We start from the raw sequence: 25925 nt of genomic DNA, 5'->3' as shown, positions 1-25925 counted from the left end.
GTTTGGAGTAACGGGGGCTCCGGGAACCGGACCGGGCCGCGTTGCGTCCAAGGTGGGAAAATATGTGTCCACATCGTGCCCGAGCAGCTGAGGAGAGCACGCGATGACCTTCCCGAGCGGAGCACCGGGCGGCTACCCGGGTCAAGGCCCGCAGCAGTCCCCGCCAGGACCCGGTTACGGTCCCCCGCCCGGGGCCGGCCTGAAGCTGAGCCTCACGCAGATCCTCGCGCTGGTCGCCGGCGGCCTCGGCGTGCTGATCCTCTTCCTCGGTTTCGCGCCGGTCAGCGGCAGTGGCAGCGGCTTCTACGCGAGCTTCGACGCGTGGGTGCCCGCGGGCCTGTTCATCGGCGGCCTGCTGCAGGCGCCGGCGATCCTGCCCGGTGACAAGGAGAAGCAGAAGACCGGCATCGCGCCCGCCGCGGTGACGCTGGGCATCACGCTCGGGTTCCTGTTCCAGGTCTTCTCCGGGGCCAGCCTGGGCGCCGGCGGTGTGATGGTCCTGATCTTCAGCATCATCCAGAGCGGTGCCGCGGTGACCGCGTACCTGTTCGAGACCGGTCTGGTGAAGCCGCCGGCGCCGAACCCCTACGGCCACGGCCACGGTGGGTACCCGCCGCCTCCGCCGTCCCAGCCGGGTTTCCCGCAGACGGGTGGTTTCCCCGCGCAGCAGCAGACCGTGCAGCAGCCCGGGTTCTCGCCGGGCCAGCAGACCACGTTCGCGCCGCAGCAGGGCCAGTTCGGCCAGCCGGGCACGCCTCCGGGCGGGTACCCGCAGCAGCAGCCGCCGCAGTACTGATCGCGGACGAACCGGCGGGGTGGTCCCGGGCGGACCACCCCGCCGTCGCATGTGGACACTCTGTGAGCAGCGCCGACAGGGTTCACTTGATCGGTTGACGGGGCGGCGTGCCTTGGTCCGAACGGACTAGCGCCGGTGTCAGGGTGGGTGTATGTCCCTGTACCCGCCCGACGTTGAGGACGACCTGGCGTATGAACCCGTCCGCGGCCGGGCCCGGGTACTGCTGACGTCCGCGCTGTGGCCGTTGTTCGTCGGCTACGCGGGTGTGGTGTCGGTGTTGGCGCTGGTGATCGCGACGGCGACCCGCGCGCACCTGACCACGGCGGGCGTGCTGACCGCGGCGATGCCGGGCTGGCTCGCGACCTACCAGGTCCCGCTTACCCTTGGTGGCCACGGGTTCGGCGCGCTCCCGCTGCTGCCGACGCTCGCGATGATGCTGTTGATCGCCCGGGTCGCTGGGAACGCCGCCGATCGGCTCGCGGTGGTCGCCGTCCGCGAAACCGTCCCGATCCTCGTCGCCATCACCGCGACCCACGCGACCGCCGGTCTGGTGCTGGCGGAAGTCACCTCGAACGCGTCCGGTCTCGCGGGCTTCTTCGTGCCCGCGGTCGTTTCCGGCGTCGCGGCGACCCTCGGTCTGGCCGCGCGCGGCTGCTTCCACGACCTGCTCGGCCGGTTCGACGACCTCGTCACCCGGGGCCTGCGCGCCGGTCTGCTGGGCCTCGTCGCGTTGCTCGGCGCCGGGGCCCTCCTGGTCGCGTTCGGGCTCGTGACCTCGTGGACCACCACCGAGCGGATGTTCGACCTGCCCGGGATCGGTGACGGCGTGGGCATGTTCCTGTTGTCCACCGCCTACTTGCCGAACGCGGTGGTGGCGGGCACGTCCTTCGCGGTGGGACCGGGCGTGTCGATCGGCCACCTTTCAGCGACCCCGCTGCACTTCACCAACGGCCCGTTGCCGCGCGTGCCGTTGCTGGCGGCGTTTCCGGAAAGCGGTGCCGCCTGGTGGCCGGTGGTCTTCCTGTTGCCCCTCGGAGTGGGCGCGCTGGTCGGCTGGGTCCTGCGGGACGCCTGCGAGGACCCGATCGCGCGCCTGCGGGCAGTCGGCGGTGCGGCGGCGGTCGTGGCGTTGGGGTGTGCGGGGCTCGGGATCGCAGCTGGCGGGCGGCTCGCGGAGGGCCCTTTCACGCCGTTGAGTGTGCACCCCTGGAGCCTCGGTATCGCGGTGTTGCTGTGGATCGCGCTTCCGGCGGCAACGGTCGCCTGGTGGACCGGCCCGCGGCTCGTCCTCGCCCCCTCGCGCAGCCTCCTCGACGACGCCATCGAAGCCGAAGCGGCCGCCGGGGACGAGGCCGACGAAGACGAGGACGTGCAAACCCAGCCCGCGGCTGAGGCGGAGGAACCCGGAGAAGACCCGGAGCCGGACGAAGACCAAGAGCCGGAAGCGAAAGCCGGGGACGACGAACCGGAGGAGCCCGCGCAGGACGGACCTGACGCGGAAGATCCAGAGCTGAACACCTAGGCTGGCGGTGACCCCACCAGGCCAGGAGTTCACGCTGAGCGCTCACCCGAACCCGATCGACCGGCTCGCCCCGCCCACCCCCGCCCGGGTCGTCGTGCTCGTCTCCGGCTCGGGCACCCTGCTGCAGGCGTTGCTCGACCAGGCGGCTGACTACCCCGCCCAGGTGGTCGCGGTCGGCGCCGACCGCGCGGACATCGAGGGCCTCAAGCGGGCCGAGCGCGCGGACGTGCCCACGTTCACCGTCCGCCTGCGCGACCACGCCGACCGGGACGAGTGGGACAAGGCGCTCACCGACGCGGTCGCCAAGTACGAACCCGATCTGGTGGTCTCCGCCGGGTTCATGAAGATCCTCGGGCCCGCGTTCCTGGCCCGCTACGCCGGGCGGGTGATCAACACGCATCCCGCGTTGCTGCCCGCGTTCCCTGGCGCGCACGCGGTGGACGACGCGATCGCGTACGGCGTGAAGGTCACCGGCTGCACAGTGCACCTGGTGGACGGCGGCGTGGACACCGGGCCGATCCTGGCCCAGCAAGCCGTGCCGGTCGAGCCGGGTGCGGCCGCGGCCGAGCTGCACGAACGGATCAAGACGGTGGAGCGTCGGCTGCTGGTCGACGTGCTCGCGCGGATCGTGCGCGAGGGCTGCACTGTGGACGGACGAAAGGTGAGCATCCCGTGACATCTTCCAAGCGCCCAGTCCGGCGGGCGCTGATCGGCGTCTCGGACAAGGCCGGTCTGCTGGAGCTGGCCACCGGGCTGCACGCGGCCGGGGTGGAGATCGTGTCCACCGGCGGCACCGCGAAGGTGATCGCCGACGCGGGCGTCCCGGTCACCCCGGTCGAGCAGGTCACCGGGTTCCCGGAGTCGCTCGACGGCCGGGTCAAGACGCTGCACCCGCGGGTGCACGCGGGCCTGCTGGCCGACACGCGCAAACCCGAGCACCTGGCGCAGCTGGAGTCGCTCGACATCAAGCCGTTCGACCTGCTCGTGGTGAACCTGTACCCGTTCGAGAAGACGGTCGCCTCCGGCGCGGGCCCCGACGAGTGCGTCGAGCAGATCGACATCGGCGGCCCGGCGATGGTCCGTGCGGCCGCGAAGAACCATCCGTCGGTCGCGGTCGTCGTCGACCCGTCGCGCTACGAGTGGGTGCTGGAGAAGGTGCGGGACGGCGGGTTCGAGCTGGCCGACCGGCAGGCGCTGGCCGTTGCCGCGTACCGGCACACCGCGTCCTACGACATCGCCGTCGCGTCCTGGATGGGCAGCGTGCTGGCGCCGGACGACGAGGGCTCCAACTTCCCCGGCTGGGTCGGGGCGAGCTGGGAACGCTCGAACGTGCTGCGCTACGGCGAGAACCCGCACCAGAAGGCCGCGCTGTACGTGTCCAGCCACGGCGGCCCCGCCGGCCTCGCGACGGCGGAACAGTTGCACGGCAAGGAAATGTCGTACAACAACTACCTCGACGCGGACGCGGCCTACCGGGCCGCCTACGACCACGACCGGCCGTGTGTCGCGATCATCAAGCACGCCAACCCGTGCGGCATCGCGGTGTCCGATGTGGACATCGCCGAGGCGCACCGCAAGGCGCACGCGTGCGACCCGGTCAGCGCGTACGGCGGCGTGATCGCCACCAACCGCGAGGTCTCGGTGGACATGGCCGAGCAGGTCGCGGAGATCTTCACCGAGGTCATCGTGGCCCCCTCGTACGCCGAGGGCGCGGTGGACGTGTTGACCCGTAAGAAGAACATCCGCATCCTCATCGCCCCGGAGCGCCGGCGTGGCGGCGCCGAGATGCGCGCGGTCTCCGGTGGCCTGCTGCTGCAGACGTCGGACACCATCGAGGCCGAGGGCGACGACCCGGCCAAGTGGACGCTCGCCGTTGGCGAGGCCGCGGACGAGGAGACGTTGGCGGACTTGGCTTTCGCGTGGCGCGCGTGCCGCGCGGTGAAGTCCAACGCGATCCTGCTGGCCTCCGGCGGCGCCACCGTCGGCGTCGGCATGGGCCAGGTCAACCGGGTCGACTCGTGCCGCCTCGCCGTCACCCGGGCGGGCGACCGGGTCAAGGGCTCGGTGGCCGCGTCCGACGCGTTCTTCCCGTTCCCGGACGGCCCGCAGGTGCTGATGGACGCGGGCGTGAAGGCGATCGTCCAGCCCGGCGGCTCGATCCGCGACCCCGAGGTCATCGCGGCCGCCGAGGCCGGAGGCGTGACCCTCTACTTCACCGGAACCCGCCACTTCGCCCACTGACACAACGAAGAGAAGGCCCGGCCCCGCGCGCGGGACCGGGCCTTCTCTTCATCGGACTACTTCAGCGTGAACGCCTTGATGATGGTCTGGTCAACCGTGACGCCGTGGGTGTCACTCGCGGATGCCTTGAGGGACACCGACTTCGCGCCCCTCGGGTGAACGAGCAGGGTGAACATCCGGCCGCCGATGGTGAGCACCGGCAACGCCGTCCACGTCTTGCCCTCGTCGTAGGAGACCCGCACTGCCGGCGTCCTGGTCCTGGCGCCGGTGTTGCTCTCCACCGTGATCGGCAGCAGCGTCGGCAGCACCGCCGAGGTCTGGTTCTGCGCGTCCAGGTTCGGCGCGAAGCGGACCGCGAGCAGCCCGAACGGCTTCGGCGTGTCCCCGGTGACCGTGTCGGACTTGAACGTCCAGTCCACACTGACCTTTGTGGACACATTCAGGTCCCGCGTCGCCTCGGTGTGCAGGCGGAACGAGGCAGGCCCGGGCTCGACGTTGAACACGCCGGACCCGTCGTACGGCTGGGTACCGACCAGCTTGTCGTTGCGGTACAACGAAGTGCTGCCGGTGTTCATCGAGTACCCGTAGCGCCCCTTGCCCTGGTCGGTGAACATGCCGACGCCGAAGCCCAGCTGGTCGCCGATGCGGCCCGCGTACCGCCACTCACGGCCGGGGTCGGCGGGGAAAGCGGGCCCGAAAACGCCGTAGTTCCAGCGTTCCGTGGTCGTGCGGCCGAGCTTGAACGAGCGCGTCTCGACGGAGTACGACCCGGTCTCGGTCTGGAAGTCGTCGGCCTTCAGCTTCTGGCCGAACGACCCGAACCACGGCACGTCCGGGGTGTAGAACTCCTCGAGCGTGTACGGCAACGGCTTGACGATCATGTTCTCGCGCTCACCGAACCGGCCGGCCGCGGTGGTCGCCTGCTCGGAGTGCACCTTCGCCAGCTTGCTGTCGGACACGTGCTGCACCAGTTCGCTGGGAACCTTGGCGTCGGTGTTGTTGTGCACGTTGTACAGGTACGGGCTGTTGTTGAAGCTGCCCTGCGCGTCCGCCTCGGCGAGCCTGGCCTCGGCGAAGTAGTTGAACTGCTTCGGCGCGGACGAGGTCGTCGACGGGCGCACGTAGACATCGTCGAAGTTGCCCAGGACGTAGTAGTTGCCGGTGCCGCCTTCCCAGGTGGTGGATCGCTCGAACCCGAGGGTCGCCTGGCCCGGCTTGGCGTTCGGCTTGTCGACGCTGATCCCGACCGGCTTGGCCGCCCTCGCGTCGATGGTCAGCGAGGCGTCCCCGGTTACCACGTACTCCGGCTCGACCACGATGGTCAGCTTGCGGGTCGAGAGCTCCTGCACGGACGAGTCCAGGTAGAACCGGCCCTTGGGCAGGCGCGCGACGACCGTGCCGGACTCGTCGTACGGCAGGTACGCCTTGGGGTGGTCCAGGTCGACGAACCGGAAACCGTAGTCCGGCGTGGGTTTCCCGTCGAACCCGAGGAAGGTCAGCTTGACGTTGTAGCTCTCCACCTCACGCGTGACCGCGATCGGCGTACGCACATCACCGGCGACAACGACACCGCTGTAGATGCCGTCGGGCCCGTTGACACGTGTGTCTGTAGTGACTGTGGCCTGTGCCTGGCCGCCCGCGGGGATCGTCAGCGTCGCGGGAGTGACGGTGAACATGCCAGCAGGAGCCGTCTTCCCGTTGGGGTCGTGGGCATCCACGGTGACGTTTAACGTGACCGGCGCAGTGCCGTCGTTGTGATAGGTCACGGTCTTGGTGATCGGCTGGTCGTCGTTGTGCGGCCACTGCGCCACACCCTCGCTGATGCTGCCCGGCGATGAGTACACGCTCTGCTTGACCGCCTTGGCCACGTCGACCCGGCCCGCGCCCTGCTCGAACACCGACAGCGCCGGGTTCGGCTTGGCACTGCCCATCAACACCGCCTTGAGCTGGTCGGCCTTCCACGTCGGGTGCTCACCCGCCAGGATCGCCGCCGCCCCAGCGACATGCGGCGTGGCCATGGAGGTGCCGGACAGCTTGACGTGCGTGGCGTCGACCGGGTCACCGATCTGGCCGTGCGTCGCCTTGGCGGCGACGATGTCCACGCCCGGCGCGGTGATGTCCGGCTTGATGGCGTCGTCCAGCCACCGAGGGCCACGGCTGGAGAACGGGGCCAGGTTGTCGTTGCGGTCCACCGCGCCAACGGTCAGCGCCGCGTCGGCGGCACCCGGGCTGCCGGGAGCGCCGCCCGAGTTACCTGCGGCGATGACGAACAGCGCACCCGACTTGGCGGTGATCTCGTTGACCGCCAACGACATCGCGTCGGTGCCATCGCTCGGGAACGAGCTGCCCAGGCTCATGCTGATCACGTTGGCGCCCTTGTCGGCCGCCCACTGCATGCCCGCGATGATCCACGACTCGGCGCCGCCGCCGAAGTCGTTGAGCACCTTTCCGTTGAGCAGCTTGGTGTCCGGTGCGACACCGGTGTACTTCTCGTGCTGCCCGGTGATGATCGAGGCCACGTGCGTGCCGTGGCCGAAGTAGTCGTCGGTGCCGGTGGTGGCGTCGGAGAAGTTCTGCGCGTCCGCGACCGCCCCAGCGAGGTCCGGATGGCTGGCGTCGACACCGGTGTCCAGCACGGCGACTGTGGTGTTCTTGCCGGTGTACCCGGCCTTCCACGCCTCCGGCGCGCCGATCTGCGGGACGCTGTGGTCCAGCATCGCGGTGACCGGCCCGTCCAGCCAGACGTGTTGCGCCGCAGTGAACGTGCGCAGTCCCGCGGCCTTGTCGACGCGTACGGCCGCACCCTGGATGCTCGGCAGGTCACGGACCTTGGCCGCGGCGATGTTCGGCGCACCGCTGACGATCAGCGGGATGTCCTTGCGTTTCGCGTCGTCGAAGCCGTTCTGCACGAGCTTGGTGATGTTGAACAGCCGCGGGTCCATCCGCTTTGCCCGCAGCATCGGCAGGACGTCCTCGGGAACCACGTGCAGGTCCCCGAGCTCGTCCTTGTACTGCGAGAACCTGGTGTGCTCGCGGCCGTGTGCCGGGCGCACGGTGGCGCCGTGCGGACCGCCGAGCGTGACCTTGTCCCCGGTGAGCAACGTGATCGTCCCGGGCGACCCCGGGACCGCGGCCGGCGCCGCCAGGGCGGTCGCGGCCGGGACGACAGCACCCCAGACCAGCGCTGAGGCCAGTAAGCCACTAGCTGTGCGTTTGTTAATCACGTACAACTAGACACCTGACGGAGTCATTTCGTTGCATCGAGTGAGCTTCTTGGGTTGCACCGGTTTTGTTCGCCTGCTTGTCGTTGAGAGTTCACAAACCGACGGAAGGCTGCCCGGAATGCGAAAAGTCCTGCTTGCCGTGGGTGTCCTGGTGGCCGCCGCTCAGCCCGCGTACGCCAGTCAGCCGATCGTGCTGGCTCAACTGGAAACGCCGCCGTTGTTCGACGATGAGGCGGGCGGCAACGCGGACGCCGACGACCCGGCGATCTGGGTCGACCCGCACCGCCCGGACCGCAGCATCGTCGTGGCCACCGCCAAGGAGGGCGGGCTGTACTCGTACCGCCTCGACGGGACGCAGTTCAAGCACGTGACCCCGCCTTCGGTGCCCGATCACAAGCCCGGCCGGTTCAACAACGTCGACATCGTCGGCGACCTGGCGATCGTCTCCGACCGCGGCAACGACAAGGTCCGGTTCTACCGGGCCGGTGACCTCGCCGACGTCACCGCGCCGGACGTGCCGTGGGTGTTCAACACCTCTCAGTCCGAAGTGGACGAGCAGCGCACGGTGTACGGCCTGGCGGCGTGGTCGGATCCGTTCGACCGGTCGACGTACGTGGTGGTCAGCCGCCGTGAGACGACCCGTGTGGCGCTGCTGAAGGTCGAGAAGCACGGGTCGAAGTACGGCTATCGCGTTGTGCGGACCCTGGATCTGCCTGGGCGGTTCACGTTGCCGAACGGGGCCAAGTGGTCGCCGTGCGACGAGCCGGGCGTGGGGCCGCAGGTCGAGGGCATGGTCGTGGACTGGCGGACCGGGACGCTGTACGCGGGCCAGGAGGACGTCGGCATCTGGCGGCTGTCCGCGCGGCTGACCGGACAGCCCATGCTGGTCGACAAGGTGCGGGAGTTCGGTGTGCCCGGCACGTACGACCCGTCGACCGAGGAATGCGTGCCCGGTCAGGACCCCGGCTTCGGCGGCAAGCACATCTCAGCGGACGTCGAGGGCCTGACCATCCACTATGGACAGAATCTGCTGCTGGCGTCCAGCCAGGGCGACAACACCTTTGCCGCGTACCGGCTGCCGGGCGTGTACAAGGGTTCGTTCCACATCGGCGACGGGAAGACCGACAGCGTCGAGGAGTCCGACGGTGCCGCCGTGAGCGGCGCGTACCTCGGCCCCCGCTTCCCGAACGGCCTGCTGGCCGTCCAGGACGGTCACAACGCGGGAGAGCCGAGGGACAGCACCAACTTCAAGTTCGTCAGATGGGATGACGTCGTTCACGCGATCCGGTAGGTGTCCTCGGGCACATCGGTGAGGAACATGTGCCCGGGCGAGTGCGTGATGGCGAACGGCGGGCAGGACGCCATCAACGCGGCCTGCGGGGTCACTCCGCAGGCCCAGTAGACCGGGACGTCGCCGGGCTGCGCGTCGACGGCGTCCCCGAAGTCCGGTGTGGACAGATCCTTGATGCCCAGCCCGCCCGGGTCGCCGACGTGCACGGGAGCCCCGTGCACCTCCGGCATCCGGGCGCTGATCCTGGTCGCCGTCTCCACCAGATCGGCCGGGATCGGCCGCATGGACACCACGAGCGGGCCGCGCATCCTCGCGGCGGAACGACATTCGCGGTCGGTGATGTACATCGACACGTTCCGGCCCTGCTCGACGTGCCGCAACGGGATGCCCGCGCGGGTCAGCCCGTGCTCGAAGGTGAAGCTGCAACCGATCAGGAACGCGACCAGGTCCGACCGCCACAACCGGGTGGCATCCCGCAGCTCACAGACCATCTCGCCGTACTCCCACACCCGATAGCTGGGCAGGTCCGTGCGCAGGTCGGCGTCGGCGGCCAGCGGGGTCGAGGTGACGCCCGGATCGGTCACGTCCAGCACCGGGCACGGCTGCGGATTGCGTTGCGCGAACAGGAGAAGGTCGTACGCCCAGTCGCGCGGCACGGCGATCAGGTTGGCCTGGGTGTAACCGGGAGCCCAGCCGCTGGTCGGCGCGACCGTGCCGGCGCGGAACAGCTTCCTGGCTTCCCCGGGGGTCATTTCAGCTCCGTTCCGAGCGTCTCGGGCAGCCCGAACAACGCGACGACGGCGATGGCGTACGCGATCGCGGCGAAGACCATCGCCTCGCTGAGGCTCCAGCTCTGCCCGACCAGGCCGACCAGCGTCGGGAACAGCGCGCCCGCCGCACGGCCGAAGTTGTACGTGAAACCCTGGCCGGTGCCGCGCAGCTCGGCGGGGTAGAGCTCGGCCAGGAACGAGCCGAACCCGCTGAAGATCGCCGACATGCAGAAGCCGAGCGGGAAACCCAGCCACAGCACCAGTTGGTTGGCCCCGGCCGGGATGTTGATGTACGCGACGATCAGCAGCGCGGACAGGATCGCGAACAACGCGAACGTCTTCTTGCGGCCGATCCAGTCGGTGACGTACCCGCCGCAGACGTACCCGATGAACGCCCCGCTGATCAGGAACGCCAGGTAGCCGCCGGTGTTGACCACGGTCAGATGCCGTTCCGTCTTCAGGAAAGTCGGCAGCCAGGTGGCCAGGGTGTAGTAGCCGCCCTGCACACCGGTCGCCAGCAGCGCGGCGAAAATCGTTGTGCGGGTGAGGTTGCCCTGGAAGATCGCCTTGAACGAACCGCGCTCGTGGTGGGAGACGCGCTTCTCGTCGGCCGTGGGCGCGTCGCTGACGTTGCGGCGGACGTACCAGATCAGCACCGCGGGCAGGGCGCCCGTCCAGAACAGGATCCGCCAGGCCAGGTCGTCGCTGGCGATGCTGAACACGACGGTGTAGACGACCACCGACAGGCCCCAGCCGACCGCCCAGGCGCTCTGGATGAACGCGACCGTGCGGCCGCGGTACTTCGCGCTGGTGTACTCGGCGACCAGGATCGCGCCGACCGCCCACTCGCCGCCGAACCCCAGTCCCTGCAAGGCTGTGAGCACGAGCAGCGTCTCGTAGTTGGGGGCGAACCCGCAGAGCACCGTGAAGACCGCGTACGCGACCACGGTGATGATCAGGGTGCGGACCCGGCCGATCCGGTCGGCCATGATCCCGGCGATCGCGCCGCCGACCGCCGAGACGACCAGCGTGACGGTGGTGAGCAGGCCCGCTTCCAGCTTGGTGAGGCCGAAGTAGGCCGTGATGGCCACCATGCCGAGCGGGAGGACTTGGAAGTCGTAGGAGTCCAGGCCGTAGCCGCCGAAAGCGCCGGCGAACGCGCGCCTGCCTTTGGAGCCGAGCGACCGGAACCACTCGAAGGGCCTGGTCCGCTCCGCGGTCGTTGTGCTCATACGCACCTCGCAGGTGAGTTGTATGAGAGTTCAATGTAAGGATCGTTCAACAATCCTTCAAGAGGTAGGATGGATGAAATTCGTGGCCATGGAGGTACAGCGTGACTGCCGAAGTGTCCGGCCTGGCCGCCGACCGTGCCCTCCTCGGCCGGTCGAGCACCGCCGAACGGGTCGCCGACGTGCTGCGGACCCGGATCAGCGAGGGATACTTCCCGCCCGGCACGCGGCTGGCCGAGGACGCGATCGGCGGCGCGCTCGCGGTGTCCCGCAACACTTTGCGCGAGGCGTTCCGGTTGCTGACCCATGAGCGGCTGCTGACCCACGAGCTCAACCGCGGCGTCTTCGTGCGGGTGCTGAGCGTCGAGGACGTCACCGACATCTACCGCGTGCGGCGGCTCATCGAGTGCGCCGCGGTCCGTGACCTGACCGCCCCGCCAAGTGGGCTCGATCGGGTGATGTCCGCCGTCAAAGCGGGCGAAGAGGCGGCGTCGTCCAGTGACTGGCTGGCCCTGGGCACCGCGAACATCCGCTTCCACCAGGCGATCGCGGCGCTGGCGGGCAGCCCCCGGGTGGACGAGCTGATGCGTGGTCTGCTCGCCGAGCTGCGGCTGGTCTTCCACGTGATGTCCGACCCGCGCCGGTTCCACGAGCCGTACCTGTTGCGCAACGGCGAGATCGCGGCGGCCATCTCGGTCGGCGACGGACCCCGCGCCGAGGGCATGCTGGCGGCGTATCTGAAGGACGCCGAAGATCAGCTGGTCGGGGCGTACGGCGAGCTGAATCCCGCCTGACACAAGGCTTTTCTCGTTCGGGTGACCGGCTTGACAACCGGGCCGGACCCTGCGGTAAGCTGGTTCCAGCGATCGAACAGGTGTTCGAAGCGCGCCGGCTCCCCACGGCGGTCGTTCGGTGTGCGGGAGGTGTTCCGGTGTCAGGGTCGGCAGTGACGAGAGCGGCGTCGCTGAAGTCCATGGTCCTGCCCGACGGGGTGGGCGTGGCCAGTGGCCTGGCCCTGACACCGGTCAACGGGGAACGCGTGCTGCCGGTGTCCGAGGCACTGGCGGGACTGTTCCCCTGGGGTGGCTTGCGGCGCGGCAGCACGGTGGCGGTGCGCGGATCCGTCACGGTGCTGCTTGCGCTGCTTGCCAAAGCCACGGCCCAAGGGTCGTGGGCAGGCGTGATCGGTCTGCCGCGGCTCGGGGTGATCGCCGCGGCGGAGCTGGGTGTTGCCGTGTCACGGCTCGCGTTGGTGCCCCAGCCAGGGGCGGACCTGCCGGCCGTGGCCGGTGCCCTGCTCGACGGCATGGACCTGGTGGTCATCTCGGCCGCGGGCCGGATCTCCGACGCCAACGCCCGCAAGCTCTCCGCCCGCGCCCGCAACCGGGGCGCGGTCCTCATCCCCTTCGGCCCGTGGCCCGGGGCGGACCTGGAGGTCACGCATGTGCGTAGCCAGTGGACAGGAATGGACGCCGGCCATGGCTACCTGCACACCCGGAGGCTGACTCTCGCCGCGCGCGGCCGCGGCGCCGCCGCGCGCCCGGTCACGACCTCGGTCGTCCTCACCCCGGACGGTCTTTCCGCCGCCCCGCCCCCTGCTCCCGCGGACGGCGAGACGTGAGCGTCGTTCGCCGGGTGACCCGGACGGCGGCGCCGGTCATGTTCCTGCGGGTCGCCGACGAGCTACCGGCCATGCAACGGGCGTGGGCCGAGCTGGAGGGCGTGGTCGGGTTGCGGGAGCGCAGGTTCTACGGGGTGTTCGACGAGAGGGCTCAGGAGTACCTCGTCTGCGCCGGGATCCGGCCCGGCGACCCGCCCGGCCGGTTCGGGCTGGAGGTCGGCGAGGTGGCCGGCGGCGACTATCTGCGGCTGGAGGGGGAGCCGCCCGGTGTCTACTCCGGGATCGGCCCCGGCTTCCGGGAGCTGCACGCGCTGGCCAGGGCCGACCCCAAGCGTCCTGACGTGGAGTTTTACCGGCGCCGCACCGAGGTCGAGCTGCTCATGCCGGTGATCACTCGTTCGAGCGACATCGGTTGACCCTCAGAAAAACCGCACCTATGTTCGAATCATGCGAACTCTCGTGGTCTGGTGCCCGGACTGGCCGGTGGTGGCGGCCGCTTCGGTAGCAGGCCTGCCCTTCGCCGTCCCGATGGCGGTGGTGGCCGCCAACCGGGTGGTGGCCACGTCCGCCGTGGCGCGGGCCGAGGGCGTCCGGCGGGGCATGCGCCGGCGCGAGGCCCAGGGCAAGTGTCCCGAGCTGGTCGTGTTCGACGACGATCCGGTGCGGGACGCGCGGCTGTTCGAGGCGGTGGCGGCGGCCGTCGAGGAGCTGGCCGTGGGGGTCGAGGTGGTGCGGCCGGGCGTGGTGGCGGTCCCGGCGCAGGGACCGGCGGGATATTTCGGCAGTGAGGAGGGCGCGGCCGAGCGACTGGTCGACCAGGTCGCCGTGCGGACCGAGGTGGAGAGCCAGGTCGGAGTGGCCGAGGGGCTGTTCGCGGCGACGCTGGCGGCGCGGCGCGGGGTGCTGGTGGAGCCGGGGCGCAGCGCGGAGTTCCTGGCGCCGCTGTCCGTCGCCGAGTTGCACCAGCCCGGCGGGCCGGACCGCGCCGAGCTGATCGACCTGTTGCGGCGGTTGGGGTTGCGCACGCTGGGCGCGTTCGCGTCGCTGTCCGAAAGGGACGTGCTGTCCCGGTTCGACGCCGACGCGATGCGTGCGCACCGGCTGGCGCGCGGGCTGGAAGAGCGGCCACCCGCGCGCCGCCGGCCGCCACCGGACCTGTCGGTCCGCGCCGAGCTGGACCCGCCGGTCGAGCGGGTGGACGCGGCGGCGTTCGTGGCCAGGTCGCTCGCGGACCGGTTGCACGAAGGGCTGGCGGCGCACGGGCTCGCGTGCACCCGCCTGGGCATCTACGCGCTGAGCGAGCGGGGCGAGGAGCTGGGCCGGGTCTGGCGGTGCGCGGAACCGTTGACCCCCAACGGGATCGCCGACCGGGTGCGCTGGCAGCTGGACGGCTGGTTACGCGCGGGTGGGCCGACCTCCGGTCTGCGGTTGCTGTGGCTTGAGCCGGAGGAGGTCGTCGAGGGGCGTGCGCTGCAGCTGGATCTGTGGCGTGGCCAGGGTTATGCCGAGGCCGAGGAACGGGCCGCTCGGGCGATGGTGCGCGTCCAGGGCCTGCTCGGTCCCGAGGGGGTGACCACCCCCGTCCTGGAGGGCGGGCGTGATCCGCTCAGCCGGGTCCGCCTGGTGCCGTGGGGCGAGGACCGCCAGTCCACATCGGACCCCGACCTCCCGTGGCCCGGCCGCCTCCCCGCACCGTCCCCCACCGTCGTGTTCCCCGACCTCATCCCCGCCGAACTCTTCGACGAACACAACCACCCCGTCCACCTCACTGCCCGCCACACCCTCTCCGCCCCACCCACCACCATCCGCATCAACGGCGGCCCACCCCGCCACATCCTCGCCCACGCAGGCCCCTGGCTCACCGACCCCCACTGGTGGACCCCACCCCCAACCCCCTCCACCCCAACGTCCACTCGCACCACCACAACCCCCACCCCATCCACCTCGACCCCCACCCCGACGTCCTCAACCCCCACCTCGTCCCCAACCCCCACCTCGTCCCCAACCCCCACCTCGTCCCCAACCCCCACCTCATCCCCGTTCACCCCCACACCACTCACCCCTCCGTCACCCTCACCCCACACCCTCACTCCACCTCGCGCCCCCACTTCACCCCGCACGCCCTCCTCATCTCGCACTCCATCTCCACCCCGCACTCCATCCTCACCCCGCACCGCCCCGGTGCCCTCACCTCAAACCGCCACCCCATCTCCGCCCTACGTTCCCTCCGCACCTCACGCCGCCACCCCACCTCACACCTCGTCTTCCCCGCCCGCCATCACCCCACCCTCAACACACACCCCTGCTTCGCCTCGCCCTCAGACCTCGCCCTCAACGCACACCTCCTCTCCGCCCGCCATCACCCCATCGCCCACACCTCAAACCACCGCCTCATCCCCTCCCCGCGATCCCTCCCCGCGGCACGCCCTTTCCTTGTCTCACAACCTATCCGCGGCCCACATCCCTACCTCACCTTCAACCCACGCACCTTCCTCACCTCACGCCGCCATTCCGCCTCATCCCCACTCTTCGCCCCGCATCTCCATCCCGCCTCAGACTTCGCCCTCCCCGCACACGATCACTCCATCCTCGCCCCGCACCATCCCGGCGCCCGCACCTCAAACCACCGCCCCATCACTTCCTCGCGATCCCTCCCCGCCACACACCCTTTCCCTGCCTCACAACCTGTCCTCGCCCCACGCCCCTACCTCACCCCACACGCTTTCCTCACCCCACGTCCCCTCCCCAACCCAAGACGTCACTTCACCTCCACCGCATGCCATCACTGAGCCCTCAACCGACATCGCCACCTCATCGCCACCTCATGCCGCTACCGCACCTCTGACTCACACCACCACTTCAACTCCCGCCGCCGCACCACCTCGACCATCCACCGCAACCCCGCCCCGCCCCTCACCTTCCTCGACCCCAGCCTCCCGCCTACCCCCAACCGCATTCTTCAACCAAGCCCCGATCTCCGCCCTCACCTCCAGCACCTTCAACCCCCAAGCCCATCTTCAACTCCTCCTAGGCCCCGCCCCCTCCAACACCGTCGCGGCCCCCATCCCCATCAGACCCGTCACAGCCATGCCCCTCCCCGAACCCATTTCCACAACAACTGGCACTTCCTCAGTGCACACCCATCTCGCCTCTCACACCGGCCCGCCCTCCACGCCCGAATCCAACTCAGCCACGACCATCCATCAGACCTTCACACCTACTGCCCCCACCTCTGTTGCTTCCCACACGCCCACCGCCTCCGCGCTCCCCGCCCCAACAACGCCCACCTCTGCCCCGTCAGAGACTTCCGATGAGCCCGCGCCGATCACGCCGATCTCCGCCGCGCCCTCCGCTGGCAAGCCGCACACCGCGGCGGTGCCCGAACGCCCGGCGACCCCGACAACCGCCTTCCTGGTCACCTACACGCAAGGGGGCTGGCGCCTGCACGCGCACTACGACTGACCACTCGCGACCGTCCTCTGAGGATGAACGCAGTGAAGGCGGTCGCGACACGCGCGACCGCCTTCAACTTGACCCGGGTGACCCACAGGGACATACTCGAACACATGTTCGAGAACTTCTCATCGCTGTACCGGTCCGACCGTGACATGGCTCAGGATCTGCTCGCCGAGCTGATCCCGCGGCAACGTCAGCCGATGGATGATCAGCCGAAGTGCTGGGGTCCTGGCTGGCCGGGGCCGGGGCCCGCGGCCGACTTGAAGTAGGCGTTGGAGTCGGGCTGGAACAGGAAGAACAGGGTCGCGCCCTGCGCCGCGAGCTGGACCAGCAGGAAGATCAGCAGCACCGCGCCGAAGCCACCGGTGACGGTGAACACCAGGCCGATGCCGAACAGCGCGATCAGGCCGAACAGCACGCCGAGGCCGTCGAGCACGGCGAGCACGATCCGCGCCCACTCGGCACCGTTGCGCATCATCACGGCCAGCACGACCAGGCCGAGGGCGATGATGATCTGGAAGATCACCGTGCCGCTGAAGCCGAGGTAGTACCCGGAGAACGAGATGATGTACAGGATGCTGTAGAGGATGCTGATCACGGCGCCGCCCGCGGCGAGCAGGAACGCCCAGATCACGCTCTTGGGTGTGGGCAGCGTGGGCCGCGCGCCGCCGGTGCCCCAGTTCGCGCCGAAGCCGGTGAACTTCTGGGCGAAGGCGGGGACCTCGGGGATCTTCGCGCCGGCGCCGGGGGCGCCGTAGGGCTGTTGCTGCTGGCCGTACGGCTGCTGCGGCTGACCGTAAGGCGGTTGGGGCTGGCCGTAAGGCGGCTGGCCGCCCTGAGGAGGGCCTTGAGGCGGACCCTGCGGTCGGCCCTGCCCGGGTGGCGGGAAACCACCGGGTTGGCCCTGGCCCGGCCGGTACGGGTCCTGCGGGTTCTGAGTCACGGCTGGACGGTAGACGCGGGGAACGCGCCAAATGAAGAGTTTCCGCAGTCGATTGGACCAAAGTCTGCCCGGTTGGGCAGTTGCTGGTAACCGGGAAATGACGGCAGGTGGTGAGAAATGGGCTGGAACAACCCGCCGGTGCGCTGGACCGAGCTGGAACGAGCGTTGTCCGGTAAGCCTTACCACGCTGGTGACGGCGGCGACAGTCCAGCTTGGACCCATCACCGTGCGCCGTACAGCCGCCCGTCGGAGATCAACTTACCTGGCGCGAGTGACGATCCGGTCATCCGGCGTCACGTTCCCTACGCGGAACTGCACTGCCACTCGAACTTCAGCTTCCTGGACGGCGCCAGCCATCCGGAGGAACTGGTCGAGGCGGCCGCGCTGCTCGGCCTGGAAGCGATAGCGATCACCGACCACGACGGCATGTACGGCGTGGTCAGGTTCGCCGAAGCGGCCAAGGAACTGGGTGTGCGCACGGTGTTCGGCACCGAGCTGAGCCTCGGCCTTTCCGCGCCGCAGAACGGTGTTCCCGACCCGGAGGGGGAGCACCTGTTGCTGCTCGCCCGCGATCTCCAGGGCTACCGGCGGCTCTGCGACACGATCACGAACGGTCATCTGGCGGGCCAGGAGAAGGGCAAACCCGAGTACGACCTCGAAATGCTCTACGAGAACACCAGAGAACACTGCGTCCTGCTCACCGGGTGCCGCAAAAGCCCGGTCCGGCGGGCCCTGGAGCTCGCCGGGGTCGACGCGGCGGCGGCGAAACTGCGGGAACTGGTCGGGATTTACGGTAAGGACGGCGTTTTCGTCGAACTGACCGACCAGGGCCTGCCCGGCGACAGCATGCGCAACGACCAGCTGAGCGCGCTGGCCGAACGGTTCGATCTGGCGACGGTCGCGACCAACGCGGTGCACTACGCCCAGCCCGAACAGAGCAGGCTCGCCGCGGCGATGGCGGCGGTGCGTGCCCAATGTAGCCTGGACGAGCTGGACGGGTGGCTGCCGCCCGGTGCGACGGCGTTCCTGCGGTCCGGCGAGGAGATGCGGGAACGGTTCGAGCGGCGTTACCCGGGCGCGGTGCACCGGGCCGCGGTGCTCGGTGTGGCGTGTTCGTTCGACCTGAGCCTGGTCGCGCCGAAACTGCCGCCGTTCAACGTGCCCCCGGGGTACACAGAGGACAGTTACCTGCGCGAGCTGACCTACGCGGGCGCCGCGCAACGGTACGGCCCGCGTGAGCGCAACCCCAGGGCGTACGAACAGATCGCGCACGAGCTGAAGGTTATCGAGGAGCTCGGTTTCCCGGGCTACTTCCTGGTGGTGTGGGACATCGCCCGGTTCTGCCGGAAGAACGACATCCTGTGCCAGGGCCGGGGATCGGCCGCGAACTCGGCGGTCTGCTACGCGTTGGGCATCACCAACGTGGACGCGGTCCGCTTCAACCTGCTGTTCGAACGGTTCCTCGCACCGGCCAGGGACGGCCCGCCGGACATCGACCTGGACATCGAGTCCGACCGCCGCGAGGAAGCCATCCAGTACGTCTACCGCAAGCACGACCGCAGGCACGCCGCCCAGGTCGCCAACGTGATCACCTACCGGGCCAAGTCCGCGGTGCGGGACATGGCCAGGGCGTTCGGCTACTCGCCCGGCCAGCAGGACGCGTGGAGCAAGCAGATCGACCGCTGGGGACCGGTCCAGTCCACTGTGGAGGAGAACGACCACGACATCCCCGCGGTCGTGCTGGAGATGGCCGGCCGGCTGGAGGGGTTCCCGCGGCACCTGGGGATCCACTCCGGCGGGATGGTGATCGCGGACCGGCCGGTCGGCGAGGTGTGCCCGATCGAGTGGGCGCGGATGGACAACCGGTCGGTGCTGCAGTGGGACAAGGACGACTGCGCCGCGATCGGGCTGGTCAAGTTCGACCTGCTCGGCCTGGGCATGCTGTCCGCGTTGCACTACGCGACCGACCTGGTCCGGGAGCACGAGAACATCGAGGTCGACATCGGCAACCTGGACCTGAAGGACCCGAACATCTACACCATGCTGTGCGAGGCGGACTCGGTCGGAGTGTTCCAGGTGGAGAGCCGCGCGCAGATGGCGACCCTGCCGAGGTTGAAGCCACGGAAGTTCTACGACCTGGTGGTCGAGGTCGCGCTGATCCGGCCCGGCCCGATCCAGGGTGGTTCGGTGCATCCCTACATCCGCCGCGCGAACGGCCTGGAGGACATCACCTACGACCACGAGCTGCTCAGGCCCGCGCTGGAGAAAACGCTTGGGGTGCCGCTGTTCCAGGAACAGATGATGCAGATCGCCGTTGATGTGGGCGGGTTCGACGCGGCCGAGGCGGACGAGCTGCGCCGGGCGATGGGCTCCAAACGGTCCACCTACCGGATGGAACGGTTGCGCGACCGGTTCTACGAAGGCGCGGCGAGCAACGGGATCACCGGCGAGCTCGCCGACAAGATCTACACGAAGCTGCTGGCGTTCGCCAACTTCGGCTTCCCGGAGAGCCACGCGCTGAGCTTCGCGCACCTCGTGTTCGCCAGCTCGTACTTCAAGTACTACCACCCGGCCGCGTTCTGCGCGGCGCTGCTACGCGCCCAGCCCATGGGGTTCTACTCGCCGCAGTCGCTGGTCGCCGACGCGCGGCGGCACGGCGTGGTCGTCCGCGGCCCGGACATCAACGCGAGCCTCCCGCACGCCACCCTCGAACCACTGTCCACAACGGACAAGACCTCGGTGGTCCGGCTCGGCCTCGGCGCGATCCGCACCATCGGCCAGCGGCCGGCCGAGCTGATCGTCGAGGACCGCGAGGCGAACGGCCCGTTCGCGAGCATGACCGACCTCGCCCGCCGGATCCGGTTGACCACACCACAAGTGGAAGCGCTGTCCACCGCGGGCGCGTTCAGCTCGTTCGGCATCACCCGGCGCGCCGCCCTGTGGTCCGCGGGCGCCGTCGCCGAGGACCGCCCCGAGAAACTGCCCGGCACCACCGTCAGCACCGACGCGCCCATGCTGCCCGGCATGGACGACGTGGAGACCGCCGTCGCCGACGTCTGGGCCAACGGCCTGTCCCCGGACAGCTTCCCGACCCAGTTCGTCCGCGAGCAGCTCACCGAACTCGGCGCCGTCCCCGCCGCCTCCCTCAAGGACGTGGAGAACGGCACCCGCGTCCTCATCGGCGGCGCCGTCACCCACCGCCAACGGCCGGCGACCGCGGGCGGCGTGACGTTCCTGAACATCGAGGACGAGACCGGCATGGTCAACGTCGTGTGCTCACCCGGCCTGTGGGCGCGGTACCGGCGGGTTGCTCGGGCCAGCGCCGCCATGCTCGTCCGCGGCGTGATCGAAAAAGCCGAAGGCGTCATCAGCCTCCAAGCCGACCGCCTCCAGCACCTCGACCTCCGCATCCCCTCCAAATCCCGCGACTTCCGCTGACCCCCTACCTCCCACACCCCCTCGCCCGCCACCACACGCACGCTGCCCACACCCACTCGCGCCGCACCCACGCAGCATTTTGACCGCCGCACCCACACTCCACCTGGGCGCCGCGCCCACCCCGCCCACGCCGCGACGAGCGTCCCCCGCGTGGGGGGACCCCCAGTTTTCACGTTACGCGGGAGGGGTGACAGAAATGGGGGTGTGGTGGGGAGTTGTCCACAGGGGGAGGAGTGTGGGGGTGGGCGGTTTCATGGGGGGTTCATCGGCTTGAGTGGCGTGTAAGACCTGTGCAAGGCGTGGCTGCTGTACTTGTGGTGTCACGTTGAGGGGTTCGTGGATCACTTGCCCAGTGGTCCACCAGGATCGGTTCCCCCCAAGGTCTGTGCCGCTCCTGCTGCCCCGTGACACCGGCGGCGGCGCCTACTTCGCCCCGGCGCCGCCGTCTCAGGAAGTTCGCCCGGTCAACGCCAGGAACCGGGTCCGCCACGAGGCATCCGCGCCGACGGGGACCGGGGCGCGGTAGATCCCGAGTGACCGCCACATCTCCGCGGCCGGCGCCGTTCCCTCGAACATCGCGCGCGACAACTCCTCCGACAACGGGCTCGGCTGTCCGATGTGGCGCGCGACTTCGTGTGCCGCAAGGGACCGGGAGATGTTCAGCTGCCAGAAGTACTCCCATGTCGCACAGTCGCCGAACGAGCAGTGCACGACCGCGTCCCGGTCGGTGACCTGACGAGCCGCCGATTGCGCCGCGTGCCCGATCCGGGCACAGCCGACGAAGGCGAGGATCCCAGCAGGTCGCCGTCGAACTTGCCGCGTCCGGCCGCGTCCATCGTCCGCCCCGCCAGCATGTCGGGGACCCAGGCGTCGTCGTACACCTGGTGGTTGACCATTTGGCGCAGTGGCAGGTGTTCGTCGGCTCCGGGCATGTCGAACAGCGGCGGGATCATCGAGTCCCAGTCCGCGATCCGGCTGAACACCGACACCGCGGCCTGGTCGGCCTGCAGGAACACCGAAGCTTCGTGGATCAGGGCACCAGCCTATGGCCGCTTTAGGACACTTCTTGTCCGCAATCGAAACTCGGTTACGCTCGGCGGGGTGCGGCGACGCGGACATGAGCAGGCGTTGGGTTCAACGCCCCTCCGGGGCAACCCCGGGGTGCACGATGTCAGCTGAGCATGGCGCCCCACGCGCGGCGGTACGCGTTGCGGACGTGGGTGCGCGCGGTTGGAGAGAGCAAGAGTCATTCCGCGTCGCCGCACTCGCTTTGGCCGGGCCCTGGCGCCGTCCGGAGATCGCCGGGCGCCTGGTGGACCTCTACCCGGATCCGGCGGCCGCCGAGACCATGGCCGACCTGCTCGTCCAGCACTCGCCGACCCGCCCGTTCGGCGACCCGGCCGATCTCGCCCGCCAGATCATGGCCTTTCCGGTTGCCCTGCAAGAAAGTCCGCCGGAACGCAAATGGTGGCCACGCGTACCACAATGGACCTCCACGACGGACTTGGCCGCGCTGCTGGACCTCACACCGTCCGAAGTGGACTGGATGGCCGACGCGCGTGGCTGGAACCGGCACGCGGCCGGCAAGATCAGGCACTACAAGAATCGCTGGATGACCACGTCCACCGGCGGTCTCAGGTTGATCGAAGCACCCAAACCCAGGCTCGCCGAGGCCCAGCGCCGGATCGCCCGCCACCTCATCGCTGCCCTGCCGGTTCACGAAGCCGCACATGGGTTCCGCACCGGCCGGTCGGCGCACACCTACGCGCAACCCCACGCGGGCAAGGCCTTCGTGGTCCGGATGGATCTTGAAGGCTTCTTCGCCGCGGTCACCGGAGCGCGGGTCCGGGCCCTGCTGAAGTCCGCCGGCTACCCGGAACCCGTGGCGGCGCGGCTGGCGGGACTGCTCACCACGCGAACGCCCAAAGACGTGTTGATCGAAGCCCCGCCGTCCGCCGGTGACCCGGACGTCCGGCGCCGCCTGCTCAACCACCTCGCGTACCAGCACCTCCCACAAGGCGCGCCCTCCTCACCCGCGCTCGCCAACGCGGTCGCACACCGCCTCGACGCACGCCTGGCCGGGCTGGCGCGCAGCCTCGGCGCCGACTACACGCGCTACGCCGACGACCTCGCGTTCTCCGGCCCGCAAACGCTTCCGTTACATCGCCTGCTCCCGGGGGTCCGCCGGATCGCCGCCGACGAGGGGTTCCGGGTACGGCCCGACAAGACCAGGATCGCCGCGGCGCACCAACGCCAGCGCCTCACCGGGCTCGTGGTCAACGCCACGCCGACCGTCTCCCGGGCCGAGTTCGACGCGCTGAAAGCGTTGCTGCACAACTGTGCGCGCACCGGCCCGGAGGCGCAGAACCGCAACGGCCACCACGACTTCCAGGCGCACGTGCGGGGCCGCATCGAGTGGGTCGCGGCCGGGCATCCCGGGCGTGGCGCCAAGTTGCGGTTTCTTTACGAACGTGTCAGTTGGTGACCGCAACCTGTGCTTTGCCGCTCGCCCCCTTACCATCCGGGTGTGTCCGAGGGCGGTTTCGAGATCGGCAAAGACGGGTCGACCGTGATCGTCGTGGGCGTTGACGGAAGTCCGCCCGCGTTGCACGCGGCGGCGTGGGCGGGCGGGCTCGCCCGGCGGGAACGCGCCAAGCTGGTGCTCGTCTACGTCGAACCGATCGCCAGCCCGGCGTACTGGACGGCGATGGGGATGGCCGGGGCGACCGAGGCCGCCTCGGCGTTCGTCGACGAGATCCGCAAGGACGCCGCGGCCTACCTGGAGCACGCGGGCATCCCGTGGGAGCTCGTGCACTACCGCGGCGACCCCGCGCACGGCCTGGAGGCCATCGCGGAGGAGCGCCGCGCGGACTGTATCGTCGTCGGCCGGTCCCGCCACGGTGGCGGCCTGGTCGGTTCGGTGCCCAAGATGCTGATCAAGGACGCCAAACGCCCGGTCGTGGTCGTGCCGTAGCGGTTATCCACATGTGACGGCCGTCACTGTCCGGTACTGGCGAGTACGCGACTCGGTGAGCAAGGAACGAGGCGCCGAACCCCGGACCACCCTCAGCGATGCTTGCTGGCGACCACCCAGATCACGATCGCGGCGATGACCGCCAGCACGAGCAGGATCGCCAGCGCGATCTTGAGCCTGCTGTACGGGCGCTCGCCGTGCACCTCGCCGGTGCAGCCGTTGATCAGGATCTGCCAGGTCCGGCCCGCGTAGATGTACGTCGCGATCCAGACCGGGAGGAGCATGAGCTTGAAGGTGACGTTGTTGTGCTCGGTCGCCACCTCGTTGACCCGCTGCTCGTCGCCGCCGATGTCCCGGCGGCAGTCCTCGCGGATGACGTTGCTCATCTGGTGCTTGGCCAGCTCGAACGCCGGCTCCGGCTCGACGTCGTAGCGCAGCGCGAAGTGCCCGGCCAGGTACTGCGGCTGGTACGGGGCGGCCTCGGTGAGCGGCCACGGCTCGAGGTCGGCGAGCTTCTTCTCCGGCAACGTGGTGCTGCCCGGGATGAGCATGTCGTCGAAGAACCGGTCGACCACACCCCGCACCGGGTACCAACGGGTGTGCTGCACGCGGCGGGTCTGCTGGTTGCCGTTGTCGTCGGTGTAGGACTCGGTCGTGTAGTAGTGCTCGCCGCGCTGGCCGACGTACTGCGACACCGTGGCCGAATCGAACGTCCAATGTGGAACATAAGTGCCCTTTGTGGACTCCGCCTCGCGCACCTTCTTCAGCGCTCCCGGCGCGAACCACCGCGAGGACGTCCATTTGCCCAGGGCGTCCCGCATCCCGCCGCGGTCCAGCCGGAACGGCAGCACGGCCTCGGCGACGATCTGGCCGGTGGCGTTGGAGTCGACCACGAGCGGTGACCCGCAGAACTGGCACTTGCTGGCGACCTCGTTGGTCTCCGTGCGGGCCGCGCATTGCTGGCACACCAACGTGTACGCGCCGATCGAGCCGACCGGCTTGCGCGGCAACGTGCTCAGCTCGGCGAACGCGAGCTCGCGCACCTGGCGGTCCGCGGTGGTGATCTCCTGCTGGTAGCCGCAGTACGGGCAGCGCAACACGTTCGTGCCGGGCGCGAACTGCACGCGCGCACCACAACCGCCGCAAGGGTAGGTGTGGTGCGCGGCCGGGGCTGGTAAGTCGTTCATGGACCTCAGGCCTGTGGGGGAAGTGATGGGGGAAGGGGCGGTGGCACGGCGCCGAACAACGCGGCCAGCTCGGGCACCTGGCCCGCGGCCACCCAGCCGTTCATCCCGTTGCGCCACACCAGGGTGCTCGCGGTCAGCGCCCCGGCGGCGACCTGCTGGGACAGCTGGTTCTGGTCGAACGGGCCGACCTGCTGGCCGTTCACGCCCATGAACCACGGGGCCGCGGGCGCGGGCAACGGCGGCGGCGGAGCCATCTGCGGCTGCTGGAACTGTTGCTGTGGCTGCTGAACCGGCTGCTGCGGTTGCTGGAACTGTTGCTGCATAGCGGAACCGACCGCCTGACCGAGCCCCATGCCGAGGCCGATCCCGACGCCCGCACCCGCCTCGCCCTCGTTCAGCGAGGCGTTCTCGATCGCGTTCGCGGTCTGGAACTTGGTGAACTGGTCCAGGTTTCCGAGCACGCCCATCTGCGAGCGCTTGTCGATGGCCGCCTCGACCTCGGGCGGCAGCGAGATGTTCTCGATGATGAACCTGGGCACCGAAAGGCCCATCGAGTGCAGTTCGAGGGTCAGCGCGGTGGCCAGCTTGTCGCCGATGTCGCCCTGGTGCATCGCGAGGTCCAGCATCGGCACCCCGGCGCTGGCCAGCGCGGGCGCCAGCTTGCCGACGATCACCTGCCGCAGGTGCTCCGCCACCTCCTCGGTGCGGAACTGCGGGTCGGTACCGGCCAGTTCCCGCAGGAGCGCGACCGGATCGGTCACCCGCAGCGCGAACGCGCCGAACGCCCGCAGCCGGACCATGCCGAACTCCGGGTCGCGCACGATGATGGGGTTCTGCGTGCCCCACTTCATGTCGGTGAACTGACGGGTGTTGACGAAGTACACCTCGGCCTTGAACGGCGAGTGGAAGCCGTACTTCCAGCCCTTGAGCGTCGACATGATCGGCATGTTCTGCGTTTCCAGCGTGTACATGCCGGGCACGAACGCGTCCGCGACCTGCCCCTCGTTGACGAAGACGGCCACCTGGGACTCACGCACGGTGAGCTTGGCGCCCATCTTGATCTCGTTCTCGTAGCGGGGGAACCGCCACACGATGGTGTCCCGGCTGTCGTCGGTCCACTCGATGATGTCGATGAACTCGCCACGGATCTTGTCGAAAACGCCCATATCTCCCCGCTGCTTCCAAGCCTCGAACGGCTTCGCGTCGATAGCAGTATCAGCGGGGACCACACGG

The 25925-nt window shown here is 69.5% G+C and carries 19 protein-coding genes and 1 pseudogene; 12 read left to right on the top strand and 8 right to left on the bottom strand.

The window, feature by feature from the left end; genetic code table 11:
- The first annotated feature begins 103 nt into the window (after positions 1-103).
- From AB0J95_RS35115 to purH, 4 genes are all read left to right on the top strand, one after another.
- Positions 104-796, top strand: coding sequence for a DUF5336 domain-containing protein (locus AB0J95_RS35115; RefSeq protein ID WP_364767913.1), 693 nt, complete (start codon positions 104-106; stop codon positions 794-796).
- Between the two features lie 151 nt (positions 797-947).
- The gene (locus AB0J95_RS35110) at positions 948-2318 is read left to right on the top strand and encodes a DUF6350 family protein (protein ID WP_364767910.1); all 1371 of its coding nucleotides are present in this window, start codon (positions 948-950) and stop codon (positions 2316-2318) included.
- A 55-nt stretch (positions 2319-2373) separates the two neighbouring features.
- A complete protein-coding gene (gene purN / locus AB0J95_RS35105; protein WP_364768572.1) occupies positions 2374-2994 on the top strand; it encodes a phosphoribosylglycinamide formyltransferase in 621 nt (206 codons plus the stop codon).
- Entirely contained in the window at positions 2991-4559 is a 1569-nt protein-coding gene (gene purH, locus AB0J95_RS35100; RefSeq protein WP_364767907.1) for a bifunctional phosphoribosylaminoimidazolecarboxamide formyltransferase/IMP cyclohydrolase, read from the top strand. The genes purN and purH overlap by 4 nt, the downstream gene beginning before the upstream one ends.
- Positions 4560-4615: 56 nt before the next feature.
- Here the strand turns inward: purH and AB0J95_RS35095 are convergent, their stop codons facing one another.
- Positions 4616-7783 (bottom strand): S8 family serine peptidase, encoded by a 3168-nt coding sequence (locus tag AB0J95_RS35095; RefSeq protein WP_364768570.1) that lies wholly within the window; start codon positions 7781-7783, stop codon positions 4616-4618.
- A gap of 118 nt (positions 7784-7901) precedes the next feature.
- Between AB0J95_RS35095 and AB0J95_RS35090 the strand changes: the two genes are divergently transcribed.
- Positions 7902-9074: a phytase gene (locus AB0J95_RS35090; RefSeq protein WP_364767904.1), complete on the top strand. Its 1173-nt coding sequence runs from the start codon at positions 7902-7904 to the stop codon at positions 9072-9074.
- Here AB0J95_RS35090 and AB0J95_RS35085 read toward each other — a convergent pair.
- Both AB0J95_RS35085 and AB0J95_RS35080 read right to left on the bottom strand, forming a co-directional pair.
- Positions 9059-9826, bottom strand: coding sequence for a putative hydro-lyase (locus AB0J95_RS35085; RefSeq protein ID WP_364767901.1), 768 nt, complete (start codon positions 9824-9826; stop codon positions 9059-9061). The two genes, AB0J95_RS35090 and AB0J95_RS35085, sit on opposite strands and share 16 nt — an antisense overlap.
- Positions 9823-11076, bottom strand: a complete 1254-nt coding sequence (locus AB0J95_RS35080; protein WP_364767898.1) for an MFS transporter — start codon at positions 11074-11076, stop codon at positions 9823-9825. The genes AB0J95_RS35085 and AB0J95_RS35080 overlap by 4 nt, the downstream gene beginning before the upstream one ends.
- Before the next feature lie 101 nt (positions 11077-11177).
- Between AB0J95_RS35080 and AB0J95_RS35075 the strand changes: the two genes are divergently transcribed.
- From AB0J95_RS35075 to AB0J95_RS35060, 4 genes and pseudogenes are all read left to right on the top strand, one after another.
- The gene (locus tag AB0J95_RS35075) at positions 11178-11867 is read left to right on the top strand and encodes a GntR family transcriptional regulator (protein WP_364767895.1); all 690 of its coding nucleotides are present in this window, start codon (positions 11178-11180) and stop codon (positions 11865-11867) included.
- 137 nt (positions 11868-12004) lie between these two features.
- Positions 12005-12694, top strand: coding sequence for a hypothetical protein (locus AB0J95_RS35070; RefSeq protein ID WP_364767892.1), 690 nt, complete (start codon positions 12005-12007; stop codon positions 12692-12694).
- Positions 12691-13110: a hypothetical protein gene (locus AB0J95_RS35065; protein WP_364767889.1), complete on the top strand. Its 420-nt coding sequence runs from the start codon at positions 12691-12693 to the stop codon at positions 13108-13110. Before AB0J95_RS35070 ends, AB0J95_RS35065 begins: the two co-directional genes overlap by 4 nt.
- A gap of 31 nt (positions 13111-13141) precedes the next feature.
- A pseudogene (locus tag AB0J95_RS35060) lies at positions 13142-14551 on the top strand (DNA polymerase Y family protein); the annotation flags it as partial.
- Positions 14552-16358: 1807 nt separating this feature from the next.
- On the opposite strand, the gene AB0J95_RS35055 reads toward AB0J95_RS35060, so the two are convergent.
- A complete protein-coding gene (locus AB0J95_RS35055; protein ID WP_364767886.1) occupies positions 16359-17093 on the bottom strand; it encodes a hypothetical protein in 735 nt (244 codons plus the stop codon).
- A gap of 117 nt (positions 17094-17210) precedes the next feature.
- Here AB0J95_RS35055 and AB0J95_RS35050 point away from each other — a divergent pair, with 117 nt between their 5' ends.
- Positions 17211-20531, top strand: coding sequence for an error-prone DNA polymerase (locus tag AB0J95_RS35050; protein ID WP_364767883.1), 3321 nt, complete (start codon positions 17211-17213; stop codon positions 20529-20531).
- A gap of 447 nt (positions 20532-20978) precedes the next feature.
- On the opposite strand, the gene AB0J95_RS35045 is transcribed toward AB0J95_RS35050, so the two are convergent.
- Positions 20979-21107, bottom strand: coding sequence for a hypothetical protein (locus AB0J95_RS35045; RefSeq protein WP_364767880.1), 129 nt, complete (start codon positions 21105-21107; stop codon positions 20979-20981).
- An 83-nt stretch (positions 21108-21190) separates the two neighbouring features.
- The gene (locus AB0J95_RS35040; protein ID WP_364767877.1) at positions 21191-21547 is read right to left on the bottom strand and encodes a hypothetical protein; all 357 of its coding nucleotides are present in this window, start codon (positions 21545-21547) and stop codon (positions 21191-21193) included.
- A gap of 152 nt (positions 21548-21699) precedes the next feature.
- Here AB0J95_RS35040 and AB0J95_RS35035 point away from each other — a divergent pair, with 152 nt between their 5' ends.
- Together AB0J95_RS35035 and AB0J95_RS35030 are read left to right on the top strand one after the other, a co-directional pair.
- Positions 21700-23016 (top strand): reverse transcriptase family protein, encoded by a 1317-nt coding sequence (locus AB0J95_RS35035; protein ID WP_364767874.1) that lies wholly within the window; start codon positions 21700-21702, stop codon positions 23014-23016.
- Between the two features lie 42 nt (positions 23017-23058).
- On the top strand, positions 23059-23505 hold the full coding sequence (locus AB0J95_RS35030; protein WP_364767871.1) for a universal stress protein: 447 nt from the start codon (positions 23059-23061) through the stop codon (positions 23503-23505).
- Positions 23506-23597: 92 nt separating this feature from the next.
- Here AB0J95_RS35030 and AB0J95_RS35025 read toward each other — a convergent pair whose 3' ends face one another.
- Together AB0J95_RS35025 and AB0J95_RS35020 are read right to left on the bottom strand one after the other, a co-directional pair.
- Complete coding sequence (locus AB0J95_RS35025; RefSeq protein WP_364767868.1) at positions 23598-24629, bottom strand: hypothetical protein; 1032 nt, start codon at positions 24627-24629, stop codon at positions 23598-23600.
- 68 nt (positions 24630-24697) lie between these two features.
- Entirely contained in the window at positions 24698-25858 is a 1161-nt protein-coding gene (locus tag AB0J95_RS35020) for an SPFH domain-containing protein (RefSeq protein ID WP_364767866.1), read from the bottom strand.
- Positions 25859-25925 lie beyond the last annotated feature (67 nt).

The sequence above is a fragment of the Actinocrispum sp. NPDC049592 genome (genome assembly GCF_040675465.1).
Classification (GTDB): Bacteria; Actinomycetota; Actinomycetes; order Mycobacteriales; family Pseudonocardiaceae; genus Kibdelosporangium.
This window is presented reverse-complemented; position numbering and strand designations above follow the sequence as displayed.